The 17,979-nt window shown below is 73.0% G+C and carries 15 protein-coding genes and 1 pseudogene; 9 read left to right on the top strand and 7 right to left on the bottom strand.

The genetic code is table 11. The features are described from left to right. Positions 1–287: 287 nt before the first annotated feature. From ICC28_RS36510 to ICC28_RS36500, 3 genes are all read left to right on the top strand, one after another. Complete coding sequence (locus ICC28_RS36510) at positions 288–3,593, top strand: S8 family peptidase (RefSeq protein WP_188293139.1); 3,306 nt, start codon at positions 288–290, stop codon at positions 3,591–3,593. A gap of 162 nt (positions 3,594–3,755) precedes the next feature. Then, positions 3,756–4,247: a Gmad2 immunoglobulin-like domain-containing protein gene (locus ICC28_RS41380; protein WP_188293138.1), complete on the top strand. Its 492-nt coding sequence runs from the start codon at positions 3,756–3,758 to the stop codon at positions 4,245–4,247. 299 nt (positions 4,248–4,546) lie between these two features. Next, the gene (locus tag ICC28_RS36500; RefSeq protein ID WP_188293137.1) at positions 4,547–4,849 is read left to right on the top strand and encodes a hypothetical protein; all 303 of its coding nucleotides are present in this window, start codon (positions 4,547–4,549) and stop codon (positions 4,847–4,849) included. Between the two features lie 137 nt (positions 4,850–4,986). Here ICC28_RS36500 and ICC28_RS36495 read toward each other — a convergent pair whose 3' ends face one another. Further along, entirely contained in the window at positions 4,987–6,495 is a 1,509-nt protein-coding gene (locus ICC28_RS36495; RefSeq protein ID WP_188293136.1) for a cytochrome P450, read from the bottom strand. Between the two features lie 117 nt (positions 6,496–6,612). Here ICC28_RS36495 and ICC28_RS36490 point away from each other — a divergent pair, with 117 nt between their 5' ends. Together ICC28_RS36490 and ICC28_RS36485 are read left to right on the top strand one after the other, a co-directional pair. After that, the gene (locus ICC28_RS36490) at positions 6,613–7,221 is read left to right on the top strand and encodes a TetR/AcrR family transcriptional regulator (RefSeq protein ID WP_188293135.1); all 609 of its coding nucleotides are present in this window, start codon (positions 6,613–6,615) and stop codon (positions 7,219–7,221) included. A gap of 111 nt (positions 7,222–7,332) precedes the next feature. Further along, entirely contained in the window at positions 7,333–8,058 is a 726-nt protein-coding gene (locus tag ICC28_RS36485; protein ID WP_188293134.1) for a DUF2470 domain-containing protein, read from the top strand. Here ICC28_RS36485 and ICC28_RS36480 read toward each other — a convergent pair. The 4 genes from ICC28_RS36480 to ICC28_RS36465 form a co-directional block, all read right to left on the bottom strand. Further along, positions 8,026–9,222 (bottom strand): lactonase family protein, encoded by a 1,197-nt coding sequence (locus ICC28_RS36480; RefSeq protein WP_188293133.1) that lies wholly within the window; start codon positions 9,220–9,222, stop codon positions 8,026–8,028. The genes ICC28_RS36485 and ICC28_RS36480 overlap by 33 nt on opposite strands. An 84-nt stretch (positions 9,223–9,306) precedes the next feature. Further along, complete coding sequence (locus ICC28_RS36475; RefSeq protein WP_188293132.1) at positions 9,307–10,365, bottom strand: hypothetical protein; 1,059 nt, start codon at positions 10,363–10,365, stop codon at positions 9,307–9,309. A 28-nt stretch (positions 10,366–10,393) separates the two neighbouring features. Then, entirely contained in the window at positions 10,394–11,677 is a 1,284-nt protein-coding gene (locus tag ICC28_RS36470; protein ID WP_188293131.1) for an FUSC family protein, read from the bottom strand. Between the two features lie 99 nt (positions 11,678–11,776). Further along, complete coding sequence (locus ICC28_RS36465) at positions 11,777–12,271, bottom strand: FBP domain-containing protein (RefSeq protein ID WP_188293130.1); 495 nt, start codon at positions 12,269–12,271, stop codon at positions 11,777–11,779. Between the two features lie 125 nt (positions 12,272–12,396). Between ICC28_RS36465 and ICC28_RS36460 the strand changes: the two are divergent. The 4 genes and pseudogenes from ICC28_RS36460 (at position 12,397) to ICC28_RS36445 (ending at position 15,678) form a co-directional block, all read left to right on the top strand. Continuing rightward, positions 12,397–13,234 (top strand): annotated as a pseudogene (locus ICC28_RS36460) (DUF3626 domain-containing protein). An 87-nt stretch (positions 13,235–13,321) separates the two neighbouring features. Beyond that, positions 13,322–14,251, top strand: coding sequence for an RNA polymerase sigma-70 factor (locus ICC28_RS36455; protein ID WP_188293129.1), 930 nt, complete (start codon positions 13,322–13,324; stop codon positions 14,249–14,251). 87 nt (positions 14,252–14,338) lie between these two features. Further along, positions 14,339–15,310, top strand: a complete 972-nt coding sequence (locus ICC28_RS36450; protein ID WP_188293128.1) for a phosphotransferase family protein — start codon at positions 14,339–14,341, stop codon at positions 15,308–15,310. A 179-nt stretch (positions 15,311–15,489) separates the two neighbouring features. Further along, positions 15,490–15,678: a hypothetical protein gene (locus ICC28_RS36445; protein ID WP_223190451.1), complete on the top strand. Its 189-nt coding sequence runs from the start codon at positions 15,490–15,492 to the stop codon at positions 15,676–15,678. A gap of 254 nt (positions 15,679–15,932) precedes the next feature. Here the strand turns inward: ICC28_RS36445 and ICC28_RS36440 are convergent, their stop codons facing one another. Both ICC28_RS36440 and ICC28_RS36435 read right to left on the bottom strand, forming a co-directional pair. Next, positions 15,933–16,961 (bottom strand): SDR family oxidoreductase, encoded by a 1,029-nt coding sequence (locus tag ICC28_RS36440; RefSeq protein ID WP_188293126.1) that lies wholly within the window; start codon positions 16,959–16,961, stop codon positions 15,933–15,935. A gap of 310 nt (positions 16,962–17,271) precedes the next feature. Further along, entirely contained in the window at positions 17,272–17,940 is a 669-nt protein-coding gene (locus ICC28_RS36435; protein ID WP_188293125.1) for an HAD family hydrolase, read from the bottom strand. Positions 17,941–17,979: the final 39 nt, after the last annotated feature.

The raw sequence follows: 17,979 nt of genomic DNA, 5'->3' as shown, positions 1-17,979 counted from the left end.
CATTCAGGTCGTGCATTGTTCCTTCCTGTCCCTTTTGGCGTGGTTCGGCTTCGGGGTCTCGGTCCGACGGTCTGCGCCGGACAGATGGACGACCGGCGCGCCTTCGTCGTCGTGCGGGGGGCAGCCGTCGCCCGGAGCGGACTGGCTTGTTGTTCCCGATCCCCACGACGGACCGTGGCGCGGAGCGGACGAAGTTGGTTGCCTGGCACCGCAAGGAACGGGGACGGCGACCGTGATCCGTGCTCGCCCGGCGCCGTTCCGGTCCAGCCAACGGAAGGTCGGACTTCATGCATGCGACAAGATGGCGCCCCGCCGTTCTCTCGGCGGCGCTGGCCGCCGCCGTGCTCTCTCCGCTGCCGTCGGCCGCCGCCGACGAACCACGGGCGGCGAGCGCAGCGGGGGACGGTCTCACGGGCGGCAGATCGGTCACGTTGCTCACCGGCGACCGGGTGGCGGTGGACGACGAGGGACGAGTACTCGGCTTCCGCCCGGGAAAGGGGCGTTCCGGCGTTCCCGTGGCCGTGCGGCAGTCCGGAGACCGGACCTATGTGATACCCGCGGACGCCGCACACCTGATCCGGGCCGGGACGCTGGACCGCCGCCTGTTCGACGTGCGCGAACTGCACCGCTCCGGATACGGCGACACCGACCGCGCGGACCTTCCCCTCATCGTGACCTACGAACGGTCCGCCGCCCGCCTGCGCGGCCTGATGCGTGACTCCGGCGCCCGTGTCACGCGGCAGTTGCCCAGCATCGGGGGTGACGCGGTCAGCGCGGCCAAGTCGTCCCTGGGCAAGGTCTGGTCCGCGCTCACGGAGACGAACAGCGCGGGCACGCTCGTCGCGGAGCCCGGTACCCGGAAGATCTGGCTCGACGCCCGGTACCGCACCGTTCTCGACGAGAGCGTGCCGCAGATCGGCGCGCCCGCCGCCTGGGAGGCCGGCTACGACGGCACCGGTACCACGATCGCGGTCCTGGACACGGGCGTCGACGAGACCCACCCCGACCTGGACGGCCGCGAGACCGCCCAGCGCAACTTCTCCTCCGCCGAGGACGCCGTGGACCGTTTCGGGCACGGCACGCACGTCGCCTCCATCGCGGCGGGCAGCGGCGAGCAGTCGGGCGGCCGTTACCGGGGGGCCGCGCCCGGCGCGCGGATCCTGGACGGCAAGGTGCTCGACGACACCGGCTTCGGCCAGGCGTCCTGGATCATCGCCGGAATGGAATGGGCCGTCGGTCAGGGCGCCGACGTGGTCAACATGAGCCTCGGCGGACCGGACACCGAGGAGACCGACCCGCTGGAAGCGGCGGTGGACTCGCTGTCGGAGGACTCCGACACCGTGTTCGTCATCGCCGCGGGCAACAGCGGTCCCGGCCGGACCACGGTCAACTCGCCCGGCAGCGCCCGCGCCGCGCTCACGGTCGGCGCGGTGGACAAGTCCGACCGGCTCGCCGACTTCTCCAGCCGCGGCCCCGCGGCCGGTGGCGCGATCAAGCCGGACCTCACCGCTCCCGGCGTGAACATCACGGCGGCCGCGGCCGAGAACGGCGTGATCGGCGACCCGGTCACCGAGGGCTACGTCGAGTTGTCCGGCACCTCGATGGCCACCCCGCACGTCGCCGCAGCGGCGGCGATGCTGGCCCAGCAGCATCCGGACTGGTCGGGCGAGCGCATCAAGGACGCCCTGACCTCCTCGGTGACCTCCCCGCTCCGGGTGTCGCCCTACCAGCAGGGAACCGGCCGGGTGGACGTCGCGCAGGTCGTCGAGCAGACCCTCACCCACGTGAACGCGCCCCTGAACTTCGGTGTGCACCGCTGGCCGCACGGCACCGGTGAGCCGGACACCCGACGGCTCACCTACCGCAACACGGGGGACGAACCGGTCACACTCGCCCTGTCCACGCGGGTCTACGGCCCGGGAGGGGCCCCCAGCCCGGCGGAGACCTTCGCCACGGCACAGGAGAGCGTGACGGTACCGGCGGGCGGTACCGCCTCCGTGGACGTCACCGCCGACACCGGCGTCGGCGAGGCGTACGGTCACTACTCCGGCATCGTCACCGCCGAGGGCGGTGGACAGACCGTGCGCAGCGCGCTCGGCGTCTACCGGGAGCCGGAGTCCTACGACCTGACGCTGCGGCACACCGGGCGGGACGGCAACCCCACGGCCGACTACACCACGGCCCTGAGAGGACTGGACGACTTCTCCCACCGCATGCCGTACGACAGCGACGGCACGGTGACCCTGCGCCTGGAGCGCGGCGTCTTCGCCCTGGACTCCACCGTCCTGACCACCGAGGGCGGCGAGATCACCGGCACCGACTGGCTGAACCAGCCGCTGCTGACGCTCGATCAGGACACGACCGTCGACATCGACGCACGGCGGGCCAGGCCGGTCGACGTGACCGTGCCCGACCCACGGGCCGAACAGGAACAGGGATCGGTCGGCTACCAGGGGCTGTACGGGGCACAGGTCTACCAGGCCTCGCAGATCCTCGATTCCTTCGCGGGCTTCCGCACCGCGCACCTGGGACCCGAGCTCCCTGAACAGCGGTTGACCGCGCAGCTGTCAGGCACCTGGCGCAGCCCCGGCCGCGGCGGCGTGCCCGACCACTACCGGCTGGCATTCAGGCGCACCGGTTCGCTCTACACCGGCTTCACGCACCACACCGCGCCCGCGGAACTCGCCCGGGTGGACGTCGGGCTCGGCGCGTCGGTGCCGGGCAAGACGGGACAGCTGCGGGCGACACCGGAGCTGCGGGTCGTCTTCGCGCCGTCCATAGACCTCGAACAGCCGCTTCCGGGGCGTGCCACCGAGCACCTGCTCGCCGAGGGCGTGCGCTGGCAACTGGCCTTCCGTCAGACCGACACCGGAGGCGGGTTCGGGGCCGCCTACGAAACTCCGTTCCGGTCCTACACGGCCGGCGAGCGCTACCGCGAGCGCTTCAACACCGGCGTCTTCGGCCCCTCGCTCGGCAGCGAGGAGTCCGGCATCCGCCGTAGCGGCAACTCCCTGTCGGCCGATGTTCCGCTGTTCGCCGACGGCGCCGGCCATCGGGGCTTCTGGACGGTCAGCAACCCGCTGTCGGCCCTGTACCGGGACGGCGAGAAGATCTGGGAGGAGCGCGTGAGGCTGCGCGGGCAGCGCATCCGCGTCCCGGCGGAGGCCGGCGCGTACCGCCTGACCACCGACGTCTACCGGCCCGCCACCGTCACGGATGTGAGCACCCGGGTGCGCATGGAATGGACGTTCACCTCCGAACGCCCCGAAGGAGCGGAGACCGTCCCGCTGCCGGCCTCGGTCGTGCGCTACTCCCCGGCACTGGACCTGACCAGCAGTGCGAGGGCAGGCGCTTGGACGAAGGTGCCGTTCTCCGTGCAGGGAAGCGCCTCCGGCACGGCCGTCGAGCGGATCGTGTTCGACGTCTCCTACGACGGCGGAGAGACCTGGGAACGCGTCCGGCGCACGGCGGACGACCACTTCTGGGTCCGTAACCGCGCGGGTGCCGAAGCCGTGTCCCTGCGGGCCGGGTTGACCGACGCCGGCGGAAACACCGTCACCCAGACCGTGTACCGCGCCTACACGCTCGACTGAGGAAACGCCCGGGAACCGGTTCACGGCGGGCACCGTCGTCGCCACTTCGGGCGTCGGTGCCCGCCGTCCCGGCCCGGATTGTCCGGAGGAGGGGCTTGCACGCCCCGGAGGGGACGGACAGTGTGGAGTGAAAGGGAAGAAGACCTCAATAAGGGATATGAAATGGCCAACAGTATCGAACAGCCCCGTGAGTTCGACCTGGTGGGCAACCCCGTCCTGATCGGCGGGACCGGCACCGGCTTCGAGGCGATGCTCCACTACCGCGTCAGTGACGGACACGACGAGGTGACCGGCCACTTCGTGGTGGGCGGCGGAACCGGCGAGTACGCGCACTTCCAGCTCCAGGTGGACGCCGCCGGAGCCGCCTTCCACCGGGACCGCCTCCATGTGGAGATCTTCGAGGTCAGTCCCAAGGACGGCAGCGAGATCCGCAAGGTGACGGTCCCCGTGGTCTACGCACCGCGGATCGTGGAGGACTACGTCGGCTACCGCGAGTACACCGTGAAGCCGGGGGACACCCTGTCGGCCATCGCCGATACGCACTACGGCGACGCGTCCTTGTACACCCGGATCGTGCGCGCCAACCCGACCCGGATCGACGATCCGGACGTGATCTTCCCCGGCCAGGTCCTGCGGATACCGATCGGCGCATGAGGAGCGCGGACCCCGCTCGGCCTCCGCTGTGTTCTGCGCGGTCCTGCGAGAGGGCTGCCGGCATCCGGGCCCGGTACGACCGTTCCCCCCCCTGACGCATGGCGTGGAGGCGGTTGCACCGGGCCCGAGGGGTGCCGTTGAGACGTGGTCCGGCTGTCCGGTTACCGCCTGGCAGAGCGCGATGCCCGGCCGCTTGCGGGCGGCGGGTCCACTTGACGTGGATGTGCGCGTACGGCCTCGGCTCCCCGGCCGGCACCGCGGCGAAGCAGGGGGAACCAGGGTGTTCGACGACATCGCCGGTGCCGCCCGGAGGGGGCCGCACGCTGCGCCCGCTCAGGTCCGCCGGCGAGAACACCGCCGAATCGACCGTGCTGGTCGGCTTCGACCGGCACCCCGCCGCCGAGGCGACCGGCACTTCCGACCGAATGCGCGGCCTGCTCACCCGGTCCCCCCGCTGGAGCGCAGGCCCTCCGCGGCCGGACCACCCCGCCGTCACGTGGCTGCTGGAACGCCACGACTCCCGGCCGTCCTGCGGAACGCCGGCCGCCACGGACTCCGTCCGGGTGTGCCGTACCCGGGCCCGCACACGGCCCGGCGGCTGACCGACGAGATCTTCGACGCGCTCGACGAACGGACCGTCGTCGTTCCCGGGACCGGCACCCTCGACGTCGTCATCCCCGCACAGGTGAGGTGCTGTCACCTGAACGCGCGCGTGGGGTGCTGGAGTGGGCCCGACGCGTCAGTCGCCCTTGCCGTGCACGGGGCAGCGCGGCCCCGACGACGCCGCGTCGGTCTCCGTCGGCCCGGTCGCCACCGTGGGAGAGCGTCGCGCGAGCCCCAGGCGCAGTCCCCGCGGCATCAGCGTCAGGCGCTCGGTCACCCGCAGTCGGTACGCCGGGTCGGGGAGGAGCTCGTAGCGGCGCAGGAGGAGGCCGAGTACGAGGGTGGCCTCGTGGAGGGCGAACTGGCGGCCGATGCACGCGCGGGCCCCGGTGCCGAAGGGCTTGAAGGTGTGCGGGGGACGGGACCGTACCGCCTTGGGGTCGAAGCGGTCGGGGTCGAACCGCTCCGCGTCCTCGCCCCAGGCCGCCGGGTCGCGGTGCAGCATCGGCGTGAGCACCAGCGCCCACGCGCCGCGCCGCATCGGGTGGTCCCCGGCCAGCACGGTGTCCTCGCGGGCCTCCCTGGCGAAGGCGGGCGCGGTCGGCCACAGCCGTAGCGACTCGTCCAGCACCCGGCGTACGTAGCGGAGCTTGGCCACCTGGTCGTAGCCGGGCCGGGGGGCGCGGCCCCACACCCGGTCCACCTCGGCGCGGGCCCGCGCCGCGACCTCCGGGTGCCGGGCGAGGTAGTGGAGGGCGAAGGACAGGGCGCCGGAGGTCGTCTCGTGGCCCGCCACCAGGAACGTGATGACCTGCCGCCGGACGTTCTGCGCCGACAGTCGTTCCCCGGTCCCGGGGTGGGCCGTCTCCAGCATCCGGTCCAGCAGGTCGCCGTCCCCGCTCTTCGTGCGGCGTTCGCGGACGATGTCGTCGACCGTGCGGTTGAGGTAGGCGATGTCGGCGTCGTTGCGCCGTGCGGCCCGGCGCAGCAGGAAGGGCGTCGGCACGGTGTTGAGCCGTTGCGCGTAGGCGAGCGTGCCCACCATCGCGGTCACGAAGGGGTGCGGCCGGGCCCGCTCGAAGGATCCGAAGTCGTGCCCGAACCCGGTGCGCGCGATGGTCTCCAGGGTCAGCTTGGTCATGTCGCCGGGCACGTCCACGGTCCGGCCCGCGGCGAGCGCCCCGTCCCAGTGGTCGGTGAGCCGCCCGGCCACGTCCAGCATCATCCCGTGGTAGCCCTCCATGGCCTCCCGGCTGAATCCGGGCGCCAGGACATCGTGCGCGAGCTGCCAGTTGGGCTCGTGGTTGTACGCCGTGAACAGCGCGTCCCCGACGACCGGGCGCAGGTTGGCGATGCCGAGCCCCACATGCTTGGCGAACCGCGTCTCGTCCGCGAGGTCGGCCGTCAGCCCGGCACCCCACACGAAGACGAACTCCCTGTTGAACGCCCTGCGTCGGAAGATCGGGCCGAGCATGCGGGCGTACCGCAGGGAGTCCTGGAGCGGGGTGGTCCTGCTGGCGCCGAGGACGTCGCCGAGCAGCGGGAGCCGGTGCGGCGGGTGCGGGATGCGGTGCAGCTCCGGCCAGCCCTGTTCGGCGCTGCGGAATCCCCTCGGCAGTCCGGCCTGCGTCGTCGTCTCGGCCATGACGCGATCTCCCTCGATCCTGCGGCACCTCATCGAACCCATGCGTGTTGTACGTGGGTTCAATAACGGCAATCAGTCTGGTCCGCTCGTTGAACCGACGTCAAGTAAGGTGCGGGGATGAGCGCGAACCAGGGCGAGCGCACCCGGCGCAGGCTCAGCACCGAGGAACGCCGGGAGCAGCTCCTGGCGGTCGGGGCCAGGCTGTTCTCCGAGAGTCCGTACGACGAGGTGTGGATCGAGCAGGTCGCCGAGATCGCCGGTGTCTCGCGCGGGCTGCTCTACCACTACTTCCCGACCAAGCGTGATTTCTTCGCGGCGGTCGTCGAGCGGGAGAGCGAGCGCATGCTGCGGATGACGGCCGCCGTCCCCGGCGTCCCGGTCCGCGAACAGCTCACCGCGAGCCTCGACACCTACCTGGAGTACGTCGAGGCGCACGCCCACGGCTTCCGCGCCTTCCACCGCGCCGACGCGGCGGGCGACCAGGCCGTGCGCAGGGTCTACCAGCGGGCCCTGGCCGCCCAGGAGCAGCAGATCCTGGCGGCGTTGGCGGCCGACCCGGAGTTCGGCGCGGCCCTCGACGCCCGCCCCGACCTGCGGCTCGCGGTACGCGGCTGGCTGGCGTTCACCACGGCCGTCTGCCTGGAGTGGCTGCGCGGCTTCGACCTGACCCGCGAGCAGGTTCGCGAGCTGTGCGCGCGGGCGCTGCTCGGCGTCATCTCACCCTGAAGGCCCGGTAAGGGCTCCGTCGAACCGCAGGAACAGGTCCGCGGTGCCGGTTGGCGTGCGCCCCGATCTTCGATAGGTTAGGCAAGGCTTACCTAATACGGGAGGTACGGGATGGGTGACACCCAGAGCTGGACGGCCGCGCCCGACGCGGCGCAGCGGGCACGGACGGTGCTCGCCGCCGCCTGGTCCTGCGCGGTGACCGCGGACGGCGGCCGCGAGGAGTTCGTCGGCGCGCACACCGTGGCCGAGGACGGCCGGGTGCTCCTGAGCGTGCCCGAGGACAGCCCCCTGGTCACGGCGGCGATCTGCGCGCCCCGCGGTGAACCGACCGCCGTACTGGAGTTCGCGGACGTCGCACCCGTCCCGGTACGCAACCGGATCCGCGCCCGCCTGTGGCTCGCCGGCTGGTTCGCCGCCGAGGGGGACCACCTCGCCTTCCGGCCCACGCGCGTGGTGCTGCGCCGCCCGGACGGCGCCGTGGTCGTCGACCTCGACGAGTTCGCCGCCGCCGCACCCGACCCGCTGGCCCTGGCAGAGGCCCGGCTGCTGACGCACCTCGCCGACTGCCACTCGGACGCCGTCGAACGGCTCACCCGGCTCGTCGAACCCGACAGCCTGCACGGCGCCGTGCGCGTCCAGCCCCTCGCCGTCGACCGGCACGGACTGACGCTGCGCATCGAACGCGCCCGCGCCCACGGCGACGTACGCCTGCCCTTCCACCGGCCCGCCGACGACGTCGCACAGCTCACCGAGCGCATGCACGTGCTGCTCTCGCAGGCGAGCGCCGCCGCCTGCCCCCGCGCCCTACAGCGGCAGCGCACAGACGGCGACGGGTGACGCGAACGGCTCGCCCGCGAGCCGCAGTTCGCCGCTCGCCCCGTCGACGTGGAACACACTCACGTTGCTCGACCGCTGGTTGGCGGCGAACAGCAGCCCGCCGTCCGGCGAGAAGGCGATCTGGCGCGGGAAGTCACCGGCCACCGGCACTGTGTCCAGGAGCCTGAGCCGGGCCCCGTCCGCCTCCACCGCGTACCGGGTGAGGCTGTTGTGGCCCCGGTTGGCGAGATAGGCGTAGGCGCCGTTCGACGTCACCAGGAGCTGCGCCGGATAGCTGGTGCCCGAGCCGGTGCCGGTCGACTGCGGCTCACCGACCGACAACCGGCCGGTCCCGGGGTCGTAGGCGCAGACGGCCACGGTGTTGTCGACCTCGTTGGCGAGGTACGCGTATCGGCCGCCGGGATGGAAGGTCAGATGGCGCGGACCGGCACCCGGCCGGGTCCGCGCGCGGGAGACCTCGGTGAGCTTGCCCTTCGTCTCGTCGAGGCGGTAGGTGTACACCGTGTCGGTCCCCAGGTCGACCGCGAGGACGTGGCCGCCGTCCGGGCTGGTGGCGAACTGGTGGGCGTGGGGGCCCTGTTGACCGGGGCCGGGGGCGGGAGACGTGTGTCTGACCAGGTCGGTGCGCTCCCCGAGCGCGCCCGAGTCCTCGACGGGGTGCACGGCCACACTGCCCGAGCCGTAGTTCGCGCTGAGCAGCCAGCGCCCACCCGGATGCACCGACAGATGGCACGGCGCACCGCCGCCGGTGCTCCGGCTGCCCAACACCGTGCGGTCGGCGAGCCGGACCGCGGTGACGGCCCCCTCCGCCCGCTCGTCGACGGCGTACAGGGTGCGGCCGTCCGGATGCACCGCCAGATACGACGGATCGCCCACGCCGGTGATCACGCCCTCACCGGTGACGCGCCCCGTGACGGGGTCGTAGGAGGCCAGCCCGATGCCCTTGCCGCCGCCCTCGACCGAGGCGTAGGTGCCCAGGTGGAGCGGGCGCGGCCCGGAGGGGCTGCGGGCCGCGCGCGAGGGGCTCGCGCTCGCCTCGGCGGACGCCGCGTCCGCCGGAGCCGGGGCGTCGTCGCAGGCGCTCGCCGCCGGGAGGGCCACCGCGGCGGCCGTCCCCGCGAGGGCGCCGACGAACCGGCGCCTGCTCACGCCACCACTGCCCATGTTCCACCTCGGGTCGTCGCTCGTCCTGCTGTACTGCTGCGACAGCCACCCTCGCGTGGATCACCCGGCCGGTGCAACCGAGGCCTACCAGTCGCCGTCCTCCACCGGGCTGCCCGGCGCGTCCTTGAGCGGCTTCACCTGGCCCGGGGCCGGCTGCTGCCAGGGCTCGTGGTCGTCCCCGATCCAGTCGCCGACCGGCTTCACGGCCTCCAGGGTGTCCGTCGGCGCCAGGTCCTGCGCCTCGTCGTCGTAGTAGTCGAACCAGGGCAGTCCCGCGCGCGTGTACGCCGCCCGGTCCACGGGGGACGGCGGCGGCTCCTCGCCGGTGATGCGGCGCCATTCCGGGGGCGTCACCAGATGGACGAAGACCCGCCCGGCCGGCGTGTCGGACCAGTCGGCCGCCGGGCGGTCGTCCCGGTAGACCTCCTGGCGCATCGAACCGCCCACGCCCAGTCCCATCGCGGCAGCCGCCCGGGGCGCCCCGCGGCCCGGTGCACCGGCCGGAGCCGGGGCCGCGCCCGGAGCGGGCGGCGCCGACATCGCCATCGGCATCGCCACGCCGTAGCCGCCCGTCGCGGTGACCGACCGCTGCCGCTCCGCCCGGAGCCGCTCCTGCTCGCGCCAGCGCTCCCGGGCCTCCTCGGTCAGCGGGAACGACTGGAGCTGCACCCCGCCCCACACCTCCTCGCCGGTGACCTGGCCCTCCACCGTCGCCCCGAGCCCCAGCGGCACGGCCACGAACTGGCGGACCGTGCCCTTGCCGGAGTTGATGCCGTCCAGCCACGGCTGGCGGGGCAGCACCACGTAGTTCTGCGGATCGCGGGTCAGCCGGTCGCTCCACGGCCTGCCCGAGACCGCGCACACCTTGCCCACGCCGACCTGGAGGGCGGCGGGCTCGGTGGTGCCCGCGAAGCTCAGCCACATCGCCTCGCGCAGATACATCGGCAGCATCACGCCGCCGCGCGCCCGCCACGCCTCCGGAACGGTGTCGGGGAAGTCCGACACCCGCCGCACCGGGAACTCGCCAAGACCCGGCGGCAGCGGATGCGTGCCCGACTCGGGCAGCCGCAGCGTGCGGACGAACCGCACCGCCACACCGCCCGGCAGCCGCAGTGTGTTTCCGTCGATGCGTACGCCGCTCATACGTGGACCCCCTTGCTCGGTGACTTCGTCACCTAGAACGACGCGCGGCCACGAGACGGTTCCGGCGCAGCCGCTCCGGGACCCGCAGGCCCTCCCGCAGCCGGGACGGCCGAGGCATGGTCTCCCGCAGCCGGGTCAGCCGCGGCATGCGCTCGCGCTCCTCGCGCGAGACGCGGTCGAGCTCCTCCAGCAGTCGGCGGGAGCGGTGCTCGGTGTCCAGCTCGTCCAGGATGCGGTTGACCTCGGTGAGCACCGCGCCGTGCAGCTGCCACTGGCGGGCGTCGCGCCGGACCTCCTCCAGCAGCAGCCCGGCGAGCTTGTCGCGGGTCGCGGCCGCCTGGCGCAGCTCGGCGGCGAGCCGCTCCTCCGCCGACTCCGCGCTCCGGCTGGCATGGGCGGTGACCAGCACCGCGAAGCTCACCACGGCGTCCGCCAGCTCGGACAGCAACTGCTCCACCACGGCGCCCGTCCGGTCGGGGAACAGCGGCTCGGCCTCGCGTTCCTTCGCCAGGTCGGTGACCGTACGGGCCAGTACGCGCAGGACGACCGTGCAGATCTCCAGGGTGTCCAGCCCGGTGCGCAGCACCACGCGGTGCAGCAGACCCTCGCGCACCCGCGGATTGAGCCGCAGGCTGTCCTCCGCCTGTCTGAGCGCGGCGTCCACCTCGACGATGTCGTGGTCGAGGCGGCGCGCCTCGTGCAGCCGGGCCGCCGCGTGCTCCACCGGCGTACGTCCCGCGGCCTCCTCGCCCATGCTCAGCATCAACTGCCGGATCCGGCGGGCGAGGCCCTCGACGGACTCGCCCGCCTCGCCCACCCACACCGGCGGCGCGAGCAGCAGGTTGCAGCCGAGCCCGACGACCGCGCCGATCAGCGTCTCCAGCACCCGGGCCCAGGCCGTGTCCCCGACGGTCGTCACACCGAGCACCAGCATCGCGCTGATCGCCACCTCGGGGACGTACTCGTTGACCCGCACCAGATGGCCGACGGCCAGCGAGGCCACGATCAGCAGCGCCAGGCTCCACCAGGTCAGACCCACCAGGAGGCTGAAGGCGACGGCGACGAGGACGCCGGCCACCACGGAGTTCACCCGGCGCACACCGTTGGTGAGCGTGGCGTAGAGGGTGACCTGGACGACCAGCAGCGCGGTCAGCGGCGCGGTGAGCGGCGCCTGCTCGGGGCTCAACTGCAGGGCGATGACGTACGCGACCGTCGCCGCGACCGCCGACCGCAGCGTCTGGACGATCACCGGGTCCCGCCCGAGCTTGGTCACCCAGGCACGGAACTCCTGCCACTCCTGTACATCACGCATCCTTGCGGTGTTCCCCTCTCAAGCGGAACGCACATGTCCGCATGAAGGCTCAGGTTGATCGACAACGGGATCACTGGCAAGAGGCGGGGACGGATGCCGTCATGCATCCAGTGTGTCCAGGAAAGCCATGAGATTTCCTGTTGTGCGGGCGATCTGCTCCTCCAGCGTCAGGCTCTCCTCGATCCGCGGGCCCGCCTGGGGGACCTTCCTGCCGCGGAGATAGAGCGAACAGGCGAGGTCGGTGCACATGTACAGGCCGACCGAGTTCCCCTCGCGCCCCGCGGCGCCCGTCTTGCGGGCGGTCATCAGGGAGACGCCGCCGCGCGGATGGGACGTCAGGCACAGGGAGCACATGCTGGTGCGCATCAGGCTGCGCCGCGCGGGCGGGAAGCGCAGGGCGATGCCGACCGGCCGCCCCTCCCGCTCGGTGACCAGATAGCTGCGGTCCGGCGCGCCGGGATCCCGCCAGCCCAGGAAGTCCAGGTCGTCCCAAGGGCGTTCACCGAGGTCCCGGGGCACGGAAAGGCGCTTGGCCTCCCCCTTCGAGCAGTTGATGAACGACTTGCGGATGTCCTGCTCGTCGAGTGGTCTCATGAGGGGCTCCCGGGATGTGCGTCGCGAAACCTAGGGGGACTAGGCATTTGACTAGGTTAAGAAGCTTCGCGAGGGGGAGGCCAGTGAATTACGACGCCGACGGCTCCGCGCGCGCGAGAGCTGCTCTGCGGCATGTCGCGGCCGCGTCCGACGGACCGGCCGTCGATCCCGCACTGCGCATCACGCTGAATTTCCACCCCGACCGGCAGTCGAGCGGCGTCTCCGTGCTGCACGCGCTGACCCGGGACGGCGTCTACTACTCCCAGTTCGTCACCGGCACCAGCAACGGCGGCCTCACCGCCCACCCCGGCGGCGACCGCCACCGCTGGGAGAGCCGCATCTTCGGCGGCGCCTACGACGACGCCGACCCGCACGAGCGGCCCGTGTACGGCGCCCTGAACTTCCGTCACCAGGTCGTCGGCGCCGCCCCGCGGTTCGGCTCCGCACTTCCGGCTCACCGCCGCGACCCTCGCCCGCGCCACCTTCTGCTACCCCGACAGCGCGGCCGAGCCCACCGACTTCGGGGTCGCCGCCGCCCTGCCGCTCGTCGCACTGGCCGAAGCCGACGAGCAGGACGCGCTCAACGACTACGTGGAGGCGCACATCCACGGCGGCGTCGACCTCGCCCGCGGCGTGGAGGCGCTCGTCCTGGACGCCTGCTACCGCGGCACGCCCGTCGAGGTCGCGGCCCGGGGGCTGCCCTGTCCCGTCGAGTGGCACCCCGGCTACCGGCTCACCGTCCCCGAACTGCACCGCCACGCCGACTACCGCGGCCGGGAGTACGCCGACCTGGGCGCCCGTATCGCACGCGACGGCCTGATCGACCCGAGTGCCATCGGGGACGCCGCCCGCTCCGGCCGCCACGCACTCCAGGACCTGAAGACGGTCTGGCACACCCTCGCCCGGTTCGGCGCGCCGGAGGGTGCGGGGACGGCCCACCGCGCGGCCACCCGTGTGAGGTGAGCCACACGGCACTGTGACCGCCTGTACCCGAGGTGTGATCATGGGCCGGTCCGCATGCGATGCGAGCCGAGAGGACAGGAGCTGGCCATGGGGGGCCAAGTCGGCAGCGACGGCGGGGTCATGGACCGGAACGGAGACCCGGACCTCGCCACCCGGGTCTTCGTCGACCACCGCAGACTCCTGTTCACCGTCGCCTACGAGATGCTCGGCTCGGCGGCCGACGCGGAGGACGTCGTCCAGGAGACCTGGCTGCGCTGGACGGACGTCGACCTCGACACGGTACGGGACCACCGCGCCTACCTGGTGCGGATCGCCACCCGCCAGGCGCTCAACCGGATGCGCACGCTCAGCCGCCGCAAGGAGTCCTACGTCGGCTCCTGGCTGCCCGAGCCGCTGCTGACCGCGCCCGACGTGGCCGACGACGCCGAACTGGCCGACAGCGTCTCGATGGCGATGCTGCTGGTGCTGGAGACCCTCGCGCCCGTCGAGCGCGCGGTGTTCGTCCTGCGCGAGGTCTTCGACGTGCCCTACGAGGAGATCGCCGACGCCGTCGAGAAGACCCCCGCCGCGGTCCGCCAGATCGCCCACCGCGCGCGGGTGCACGTCGCGGCCCGCCGCCCCCGCGGAACCACCTCCGCCGCCCAGAGCCGCGCGGCCCTCGACGCCTTCCAACGGGCCGTCGAAACCGGCGAACTGCAAGGCCTGTTCGACATCCTCGCCCCGGACGTCGTCGTCCTCGCCGACGGCGGCGGCATCCGCAAGGCCGTCCCGCGGCCCGTCGTGGGCCTGGACAAGGTGGTGCGCCTGCTGGCCGGCGGCCTGGTCAAGGCCGGCTCCGCGCTGTCGGCCGAGGCGGCGCAGGTCAACGGCGCCCCGGCGCTGCTCCTGTGGCAGGAGGACGACCTCCACTCCGTCGTCACGCTGCGGATCGACGAAGACCTCGTCACCGGGATCTACTTCGTGCGCAACCCCGAGAAACTGCTGCGGATGCAGCAGCAGCACGCCGTGGGCCGCTGAGCCGACCGGCACCACCCGTGGTCGTACGGCACGCCGGGTCCGTAGAGTGCCTGGCGACGCGAATCGGTACGGGGAGGGCGAGCGACGGTGACGGACTCCTGGGAACGGGCCCGGCGGATGCTCGCGAGGGCGGGCCTGCCGTCCGAAAGCCTCGCCCAGGTACGCCTGTTGGCGGGGGGCACGTACAACACCGTCGAGGAGCTCCGCCTCACCGACGGCAGCCGCTACGTGCTGAAGGTGCCGCCCGCCGCGACCGTCCCGGGACTGCGGCACGAACGTGAACTGCTCGTGTCCGAGGCGGAGTTCTACCGCGCGGCCACCACCGTCGGTGTGCCCGCGCCGCGCGTGGTGGCCCTCGCGGAGCGGCAACTGCTGATGACCGCCTGCCCGGGCGACCCCTGGGACGACTCGCTCACGGACGCCGAACAGGAGGAACTGCGCGGCGAGTTGGGCCGCCAGGTGGCCCGGCTGCACCGTGTCACCGGTCCGGGCTTCGGCTATCCGTCCGGCGCCCTGGGGCCCCTCGCCCCCGACTGGCGCACCGCCTTCACCGCCCTGCTCGACGCCGTCCTCGACGACGCCCGGCATTACGGCGCCCGGCTGCCCCGCTCCGCCGACGACACGGCCCGCACGCTCCGGGCCGCCCACCCGGCCCTCGACGACATCACCGTCCCGCGCCTGGTCCACTTCGACCTGTGGCCGGGCAACATCCTGGTCGACCGCTCCACCGGCACGCCCCGCATCGGCGGCCTCATCGACGGCGAGCGCATGTTCTGGGGCGACCCGGTCGCCGACTTCGTCTCCCTGGCCCTGCTGGGGGACATCGAGAAGGACGAGGCGTTCCTCGCGGGCTACCGGGAGGCCGACGGCCGGGTCGACTTCGACACCCCGACCCGGCTCCGGCTGGCCCTCTACCGCGCCTACCTCTACCTGATCATGATCACCGAGACGATACCGCGCGGACCCGACCCCGGACGCGACCGCTGGGTGCAGGAAGCGGTCGCCCCGGAGCTGACCGCGGCGCTCGACGAGATCGAGGCGCTGAGCCGCACCGCCTGAGCCGTCCGCCCGGCGCCCCCCCTGACGTTTCGCCGCCCGCCCGGGAGGTACTCGCGTGTGGCCTCGGGGCGCCCGTGACCCGCACGTGGACCGCACGGGGAACGCGTGGGAAGGAGGACGCCGTGGACGACCGTCGATTCGAAGGACCCGGCGAGAACGGCGACGCCGTCCCCAGGGACATGCCGGACCAGCAGGTCGGTGACGGCAAGGACCCGTGGGACGTGGACCCGAAGGACGTGGACTCCGGGGACGAGGAGGACGACGCCGACGTCCCCGACGCCGACGAGGCCGGAGCAGGCCGCAGGTCGGGTCCCCGGTCGGCCTCCGTCCACCCCGAACAGCCGGTACCGGACGAGTCCTCCGCCTGATCCCGCCCGCCGCAGGGCCCGACCGCATCGGTCGGCGCCCCCGCCCCGCACGCGGGGCGGGGGCGCCGAAGGGCCGTTCGACCTGATCCCGCCGACCTGTCTCGCGTCCGCGCAAGCCGCACTTCAGCGGTCCGCCGGCCCGGTCGGGTCAGTCTCGTGTCCGTGCAAGCCGCACCTCGGGGGTCCTTCGGCCCGATCGGCTGAGCCTTGCGTCCGCGCAAGCCGCACCTCGGGGGCCCGTCGGCCCGGTCGGCTCAGCTCGCCTTCCGGCCGCGCAGCGGGTCGGTGTCGGCGCCCTCCCCCTGCCGCATGCCGAGCAGGAACTCCTCCAGTACCTGCGGTGCCGTGCGCTCGGGGCGCCAGCGCAGTTCCGAGCGGGCGCGGGTGCAGTCCATCAGGGGCAGCCGGAGCACGGCGTCGAACAGGTGGGGCGAGGCCGGCAGGAGGTGCAGCCCCCACGCGGCGGCGATCGCCGAGCGGGCCGCCGTCCGCGGCAGCCGGACCGGGCGGGCGCCGAACATCTCGCCCAGCAGCTCCGCGTCGACCGGCGGCTCGGCGGCCAGATTGAAGGCGCCGCGCACATCGGCGTGGACCGCGAGCCGGTAGGCCTCGGCCGCGTCGTCGGTGTGCAGCGCCTGCACCCGCAGCCCGGGGATGTCGGGCAGGAAGGGCAGCAACTGCGGCCGCACCAGGGGGCCGGGCAGGAAGCGTCCGCCGAAGATCCGGCGCTGCTCGCTCGCGGACTCCCGCTTGAAGAGGAACGCGGGCCGCATGCGGACCACCCGCACGTCCGGATGCTCGCGCTCGAAGGTGTCCAGGGTCCGCTCCAGGTAGGCCTTCTCCCGGCAGTACGCGGCGTCCGGCCAGCCGTGCGTCGGCCACGACTCGTCCACGGAGCGGTCCTTCGGGCCGGGCGAGTACGCCCCGACCGAGGACGCGTGGATCAGGGCCGGCACCCCGGCCGCGGCCACCGCGTCGAACACCCGGATCGCGCCGAGCACGTTCGTGCGCCACGTCGCCGCCGGATCATGGGTCGGCTGGAACGCCCAGGCCAGGTGCACGACGGCGGACGCGCCCGCGAACTCCTTGGCGAGGTCCGCCCGGTCGGAGGCCAGGTCGACCGCGGACCACTCCGTCTTCGGGGGCGACCAGCCGGGCACCCTGCGGGCCAGACCCAGCACGGATCCGACCTCGGGATCCTCGGAGAGGAGCCGCACCACGCTCGTACCGACGTTGCCGGTGGCACCCGTGACGACGATCCTGCTGCCCGCTGCGCTGCTCACCTTCGGCTCCTCTCGGCCGCTGTGGGGGCGTCCCGAGTACCCGGCGGGCGGGGATGCACGCGAGGCTTCGCACAGCGGGCAGAAAGAAGCCCCGACCGCGACGGGGGATTCGCGGTCGGGGCGGACCGAAGGCGGGTACGGATGGCGGTCGCCTCTCGGCGAAAGGCTCCACAGGGCTTCAGCCGAACGATCTTCCCTGTGGGCGAAAGGTGAGGCCCGGGGACACTGTCCCATCCGTACCCACGCCTGGTTCAACGGGCAACCACTCGCGGGTGTTCCAGGAGGCCAACCCGTTTTGGGGTGATCTGCGTCACGGGTCGATCAGGGCGAACGGACTCTGCGCGAGCGAGGCGAGCAGCTCCGCCGGACCGTCGTACACCGCGTCCGCGCCGGCCTCCTCCAGGTCGGCCCGCGGAATGCCCCCGCACAGCACGGCGGCACAGCGCACCCCGGCCCGGGTGCCCGCCCGCATGTCCCACACGGTGTCCCCGACGAACACGGCCCGCTCGGCGGGGACGCCGGCCAGCTCCAGGGCGTGCTCCACGGGCTCGGGCGCGGGCTTGCCCTCCTCGACGTCGTCCGCGCTCGCCGTGGCCGTGATGGCGTCGTCCGCGGAGATCGCCCGGCGCAGCGCGCCCAGCTCCGCGCCGCCGGCCGAGGTGGCGAGCACCACCGTCCAGCCCTCGCGGTCCAGCCGGCGCAGCAGCCGCCCGGCGTCCTCCAGCGCGGGAAGGCGGTCGAAGTACTGCCCGTACAGGGCCTTGTGGGCGGCGCTCAGCTCCGCGTCGAGGTCCTTGTCCCGGTCCTCGCCCAGCAGGTGGGCGACCAGATCGTCGGAACCCAGCCCCACAGCCCGGTGCACGGCGTGCATGGGCACCCGGTGGCCCGCCTGGCGGAAGGCCTCCCACCAGGTCACGACATGGAGGTGGTTGGTGTCGACGAGCGTGCCGTCGACGTCGAACACGGCCGCGCGTCCCATGAACCCGCTCCTCTCGTTCGTCGTCCGTCCCGCCCGAGT

Origin of the sequence: Streptomyces sp. TRM68416, assembly GCF_014596915.1 — a bacterium.
GTDB lineage: Bacteria > Actinomycetota > Actinomycetes > Streptomycetales > Streptomycetaceae > Streptomyces.
The sequence above is the reverse complement of the archived record's forward strand: the minus strand, read 5'-3'. Positions and strand labels throughout refer to the sequence as shown.

Coding starts and splice junctions, on each gene's coding strand:
- ICC28_RS36510 (WP_188293139.1), top strand. CDS start 288: ATGCATGCGACAAGATGGCGCCCCGCCGTTCTCTCGGCGGCGCTGGCC.
- ICC28_RS36475 (WP_188293132.1), bottom strand. CDS start 10,365: ATGAGCGGCGTACGCATCGACGGAAACACACTGCGGCTGCCGGGCGGT.
- ICC28_RS36465 (WP_188293130.1), bottom strand. CDS start 12,271: ATGAGACCACTCGACGAGCAGGACATCCGCAAGTCGTTCATCAACTGC.
- ICC28_RS36495 (WP_188293136.1), bottom strand. CDS start 6,495: ATGGCCGAGACGACGACGCAGGCCGGACTGCCGAGGGGATTCCGCAGC.
- ICC28_RS36485 (WP_188293134.1), top strand. CDS start 7,333: ATGGGTGACACCCAGAGCTGGACGGCCGCGCCCGACGCGGCGCAGCGG.
- ICC28_RS36480 (WP_188293133.1), bottom strand. CDS start 9,222: ATGGGCAGTGGTGGCGTGAGCAGGCGCCGGTTCGTCGGCGCCCTCGCG.
- ICC28_RS36445 (WP_223190451.1), top strand. CDS start 15,490: ATGCCGGACCAGCAGGTCGGTGACGGCAAGGACCCGTGGGACGTGGAC.
- ICC28_RS36435 (WP_188293125.1), bottom strand. CDS start 17,940: ATGGGACGCGCGGCCGTGTTCGACGTCGACGGCACGCTCGTCGACACC.
- ICC28_RS36490 (WP_188293135.1), top strand. CDS start 6,613: ATGAGCGCGAACCAGGGCGAGCGCACCCGGCGCAGGCTCAGCACCGAG.
- ICC28_RS41380 (WP_188293138.1), top strand. CDS start 3,756: ATGGCCAACAGTATCGAACAGCCCCGTGAGTTCGACCTGGTGGGCAAC.
- ICC28_RS36470 (WP_188293131.1), bottom strand. CDS start 11,677: ATGCGTGATGTACAGGAGTGGCAGGAGTTCCGTGCCTGGGTGACCAAG.
- ICC28_RS36455 (WP_188293129.1), top strand. CDS start 13,322: ATGGGGGGCCAAGTCGGCAGCGACGGCGGGGTCATGGACCGGAACGGA.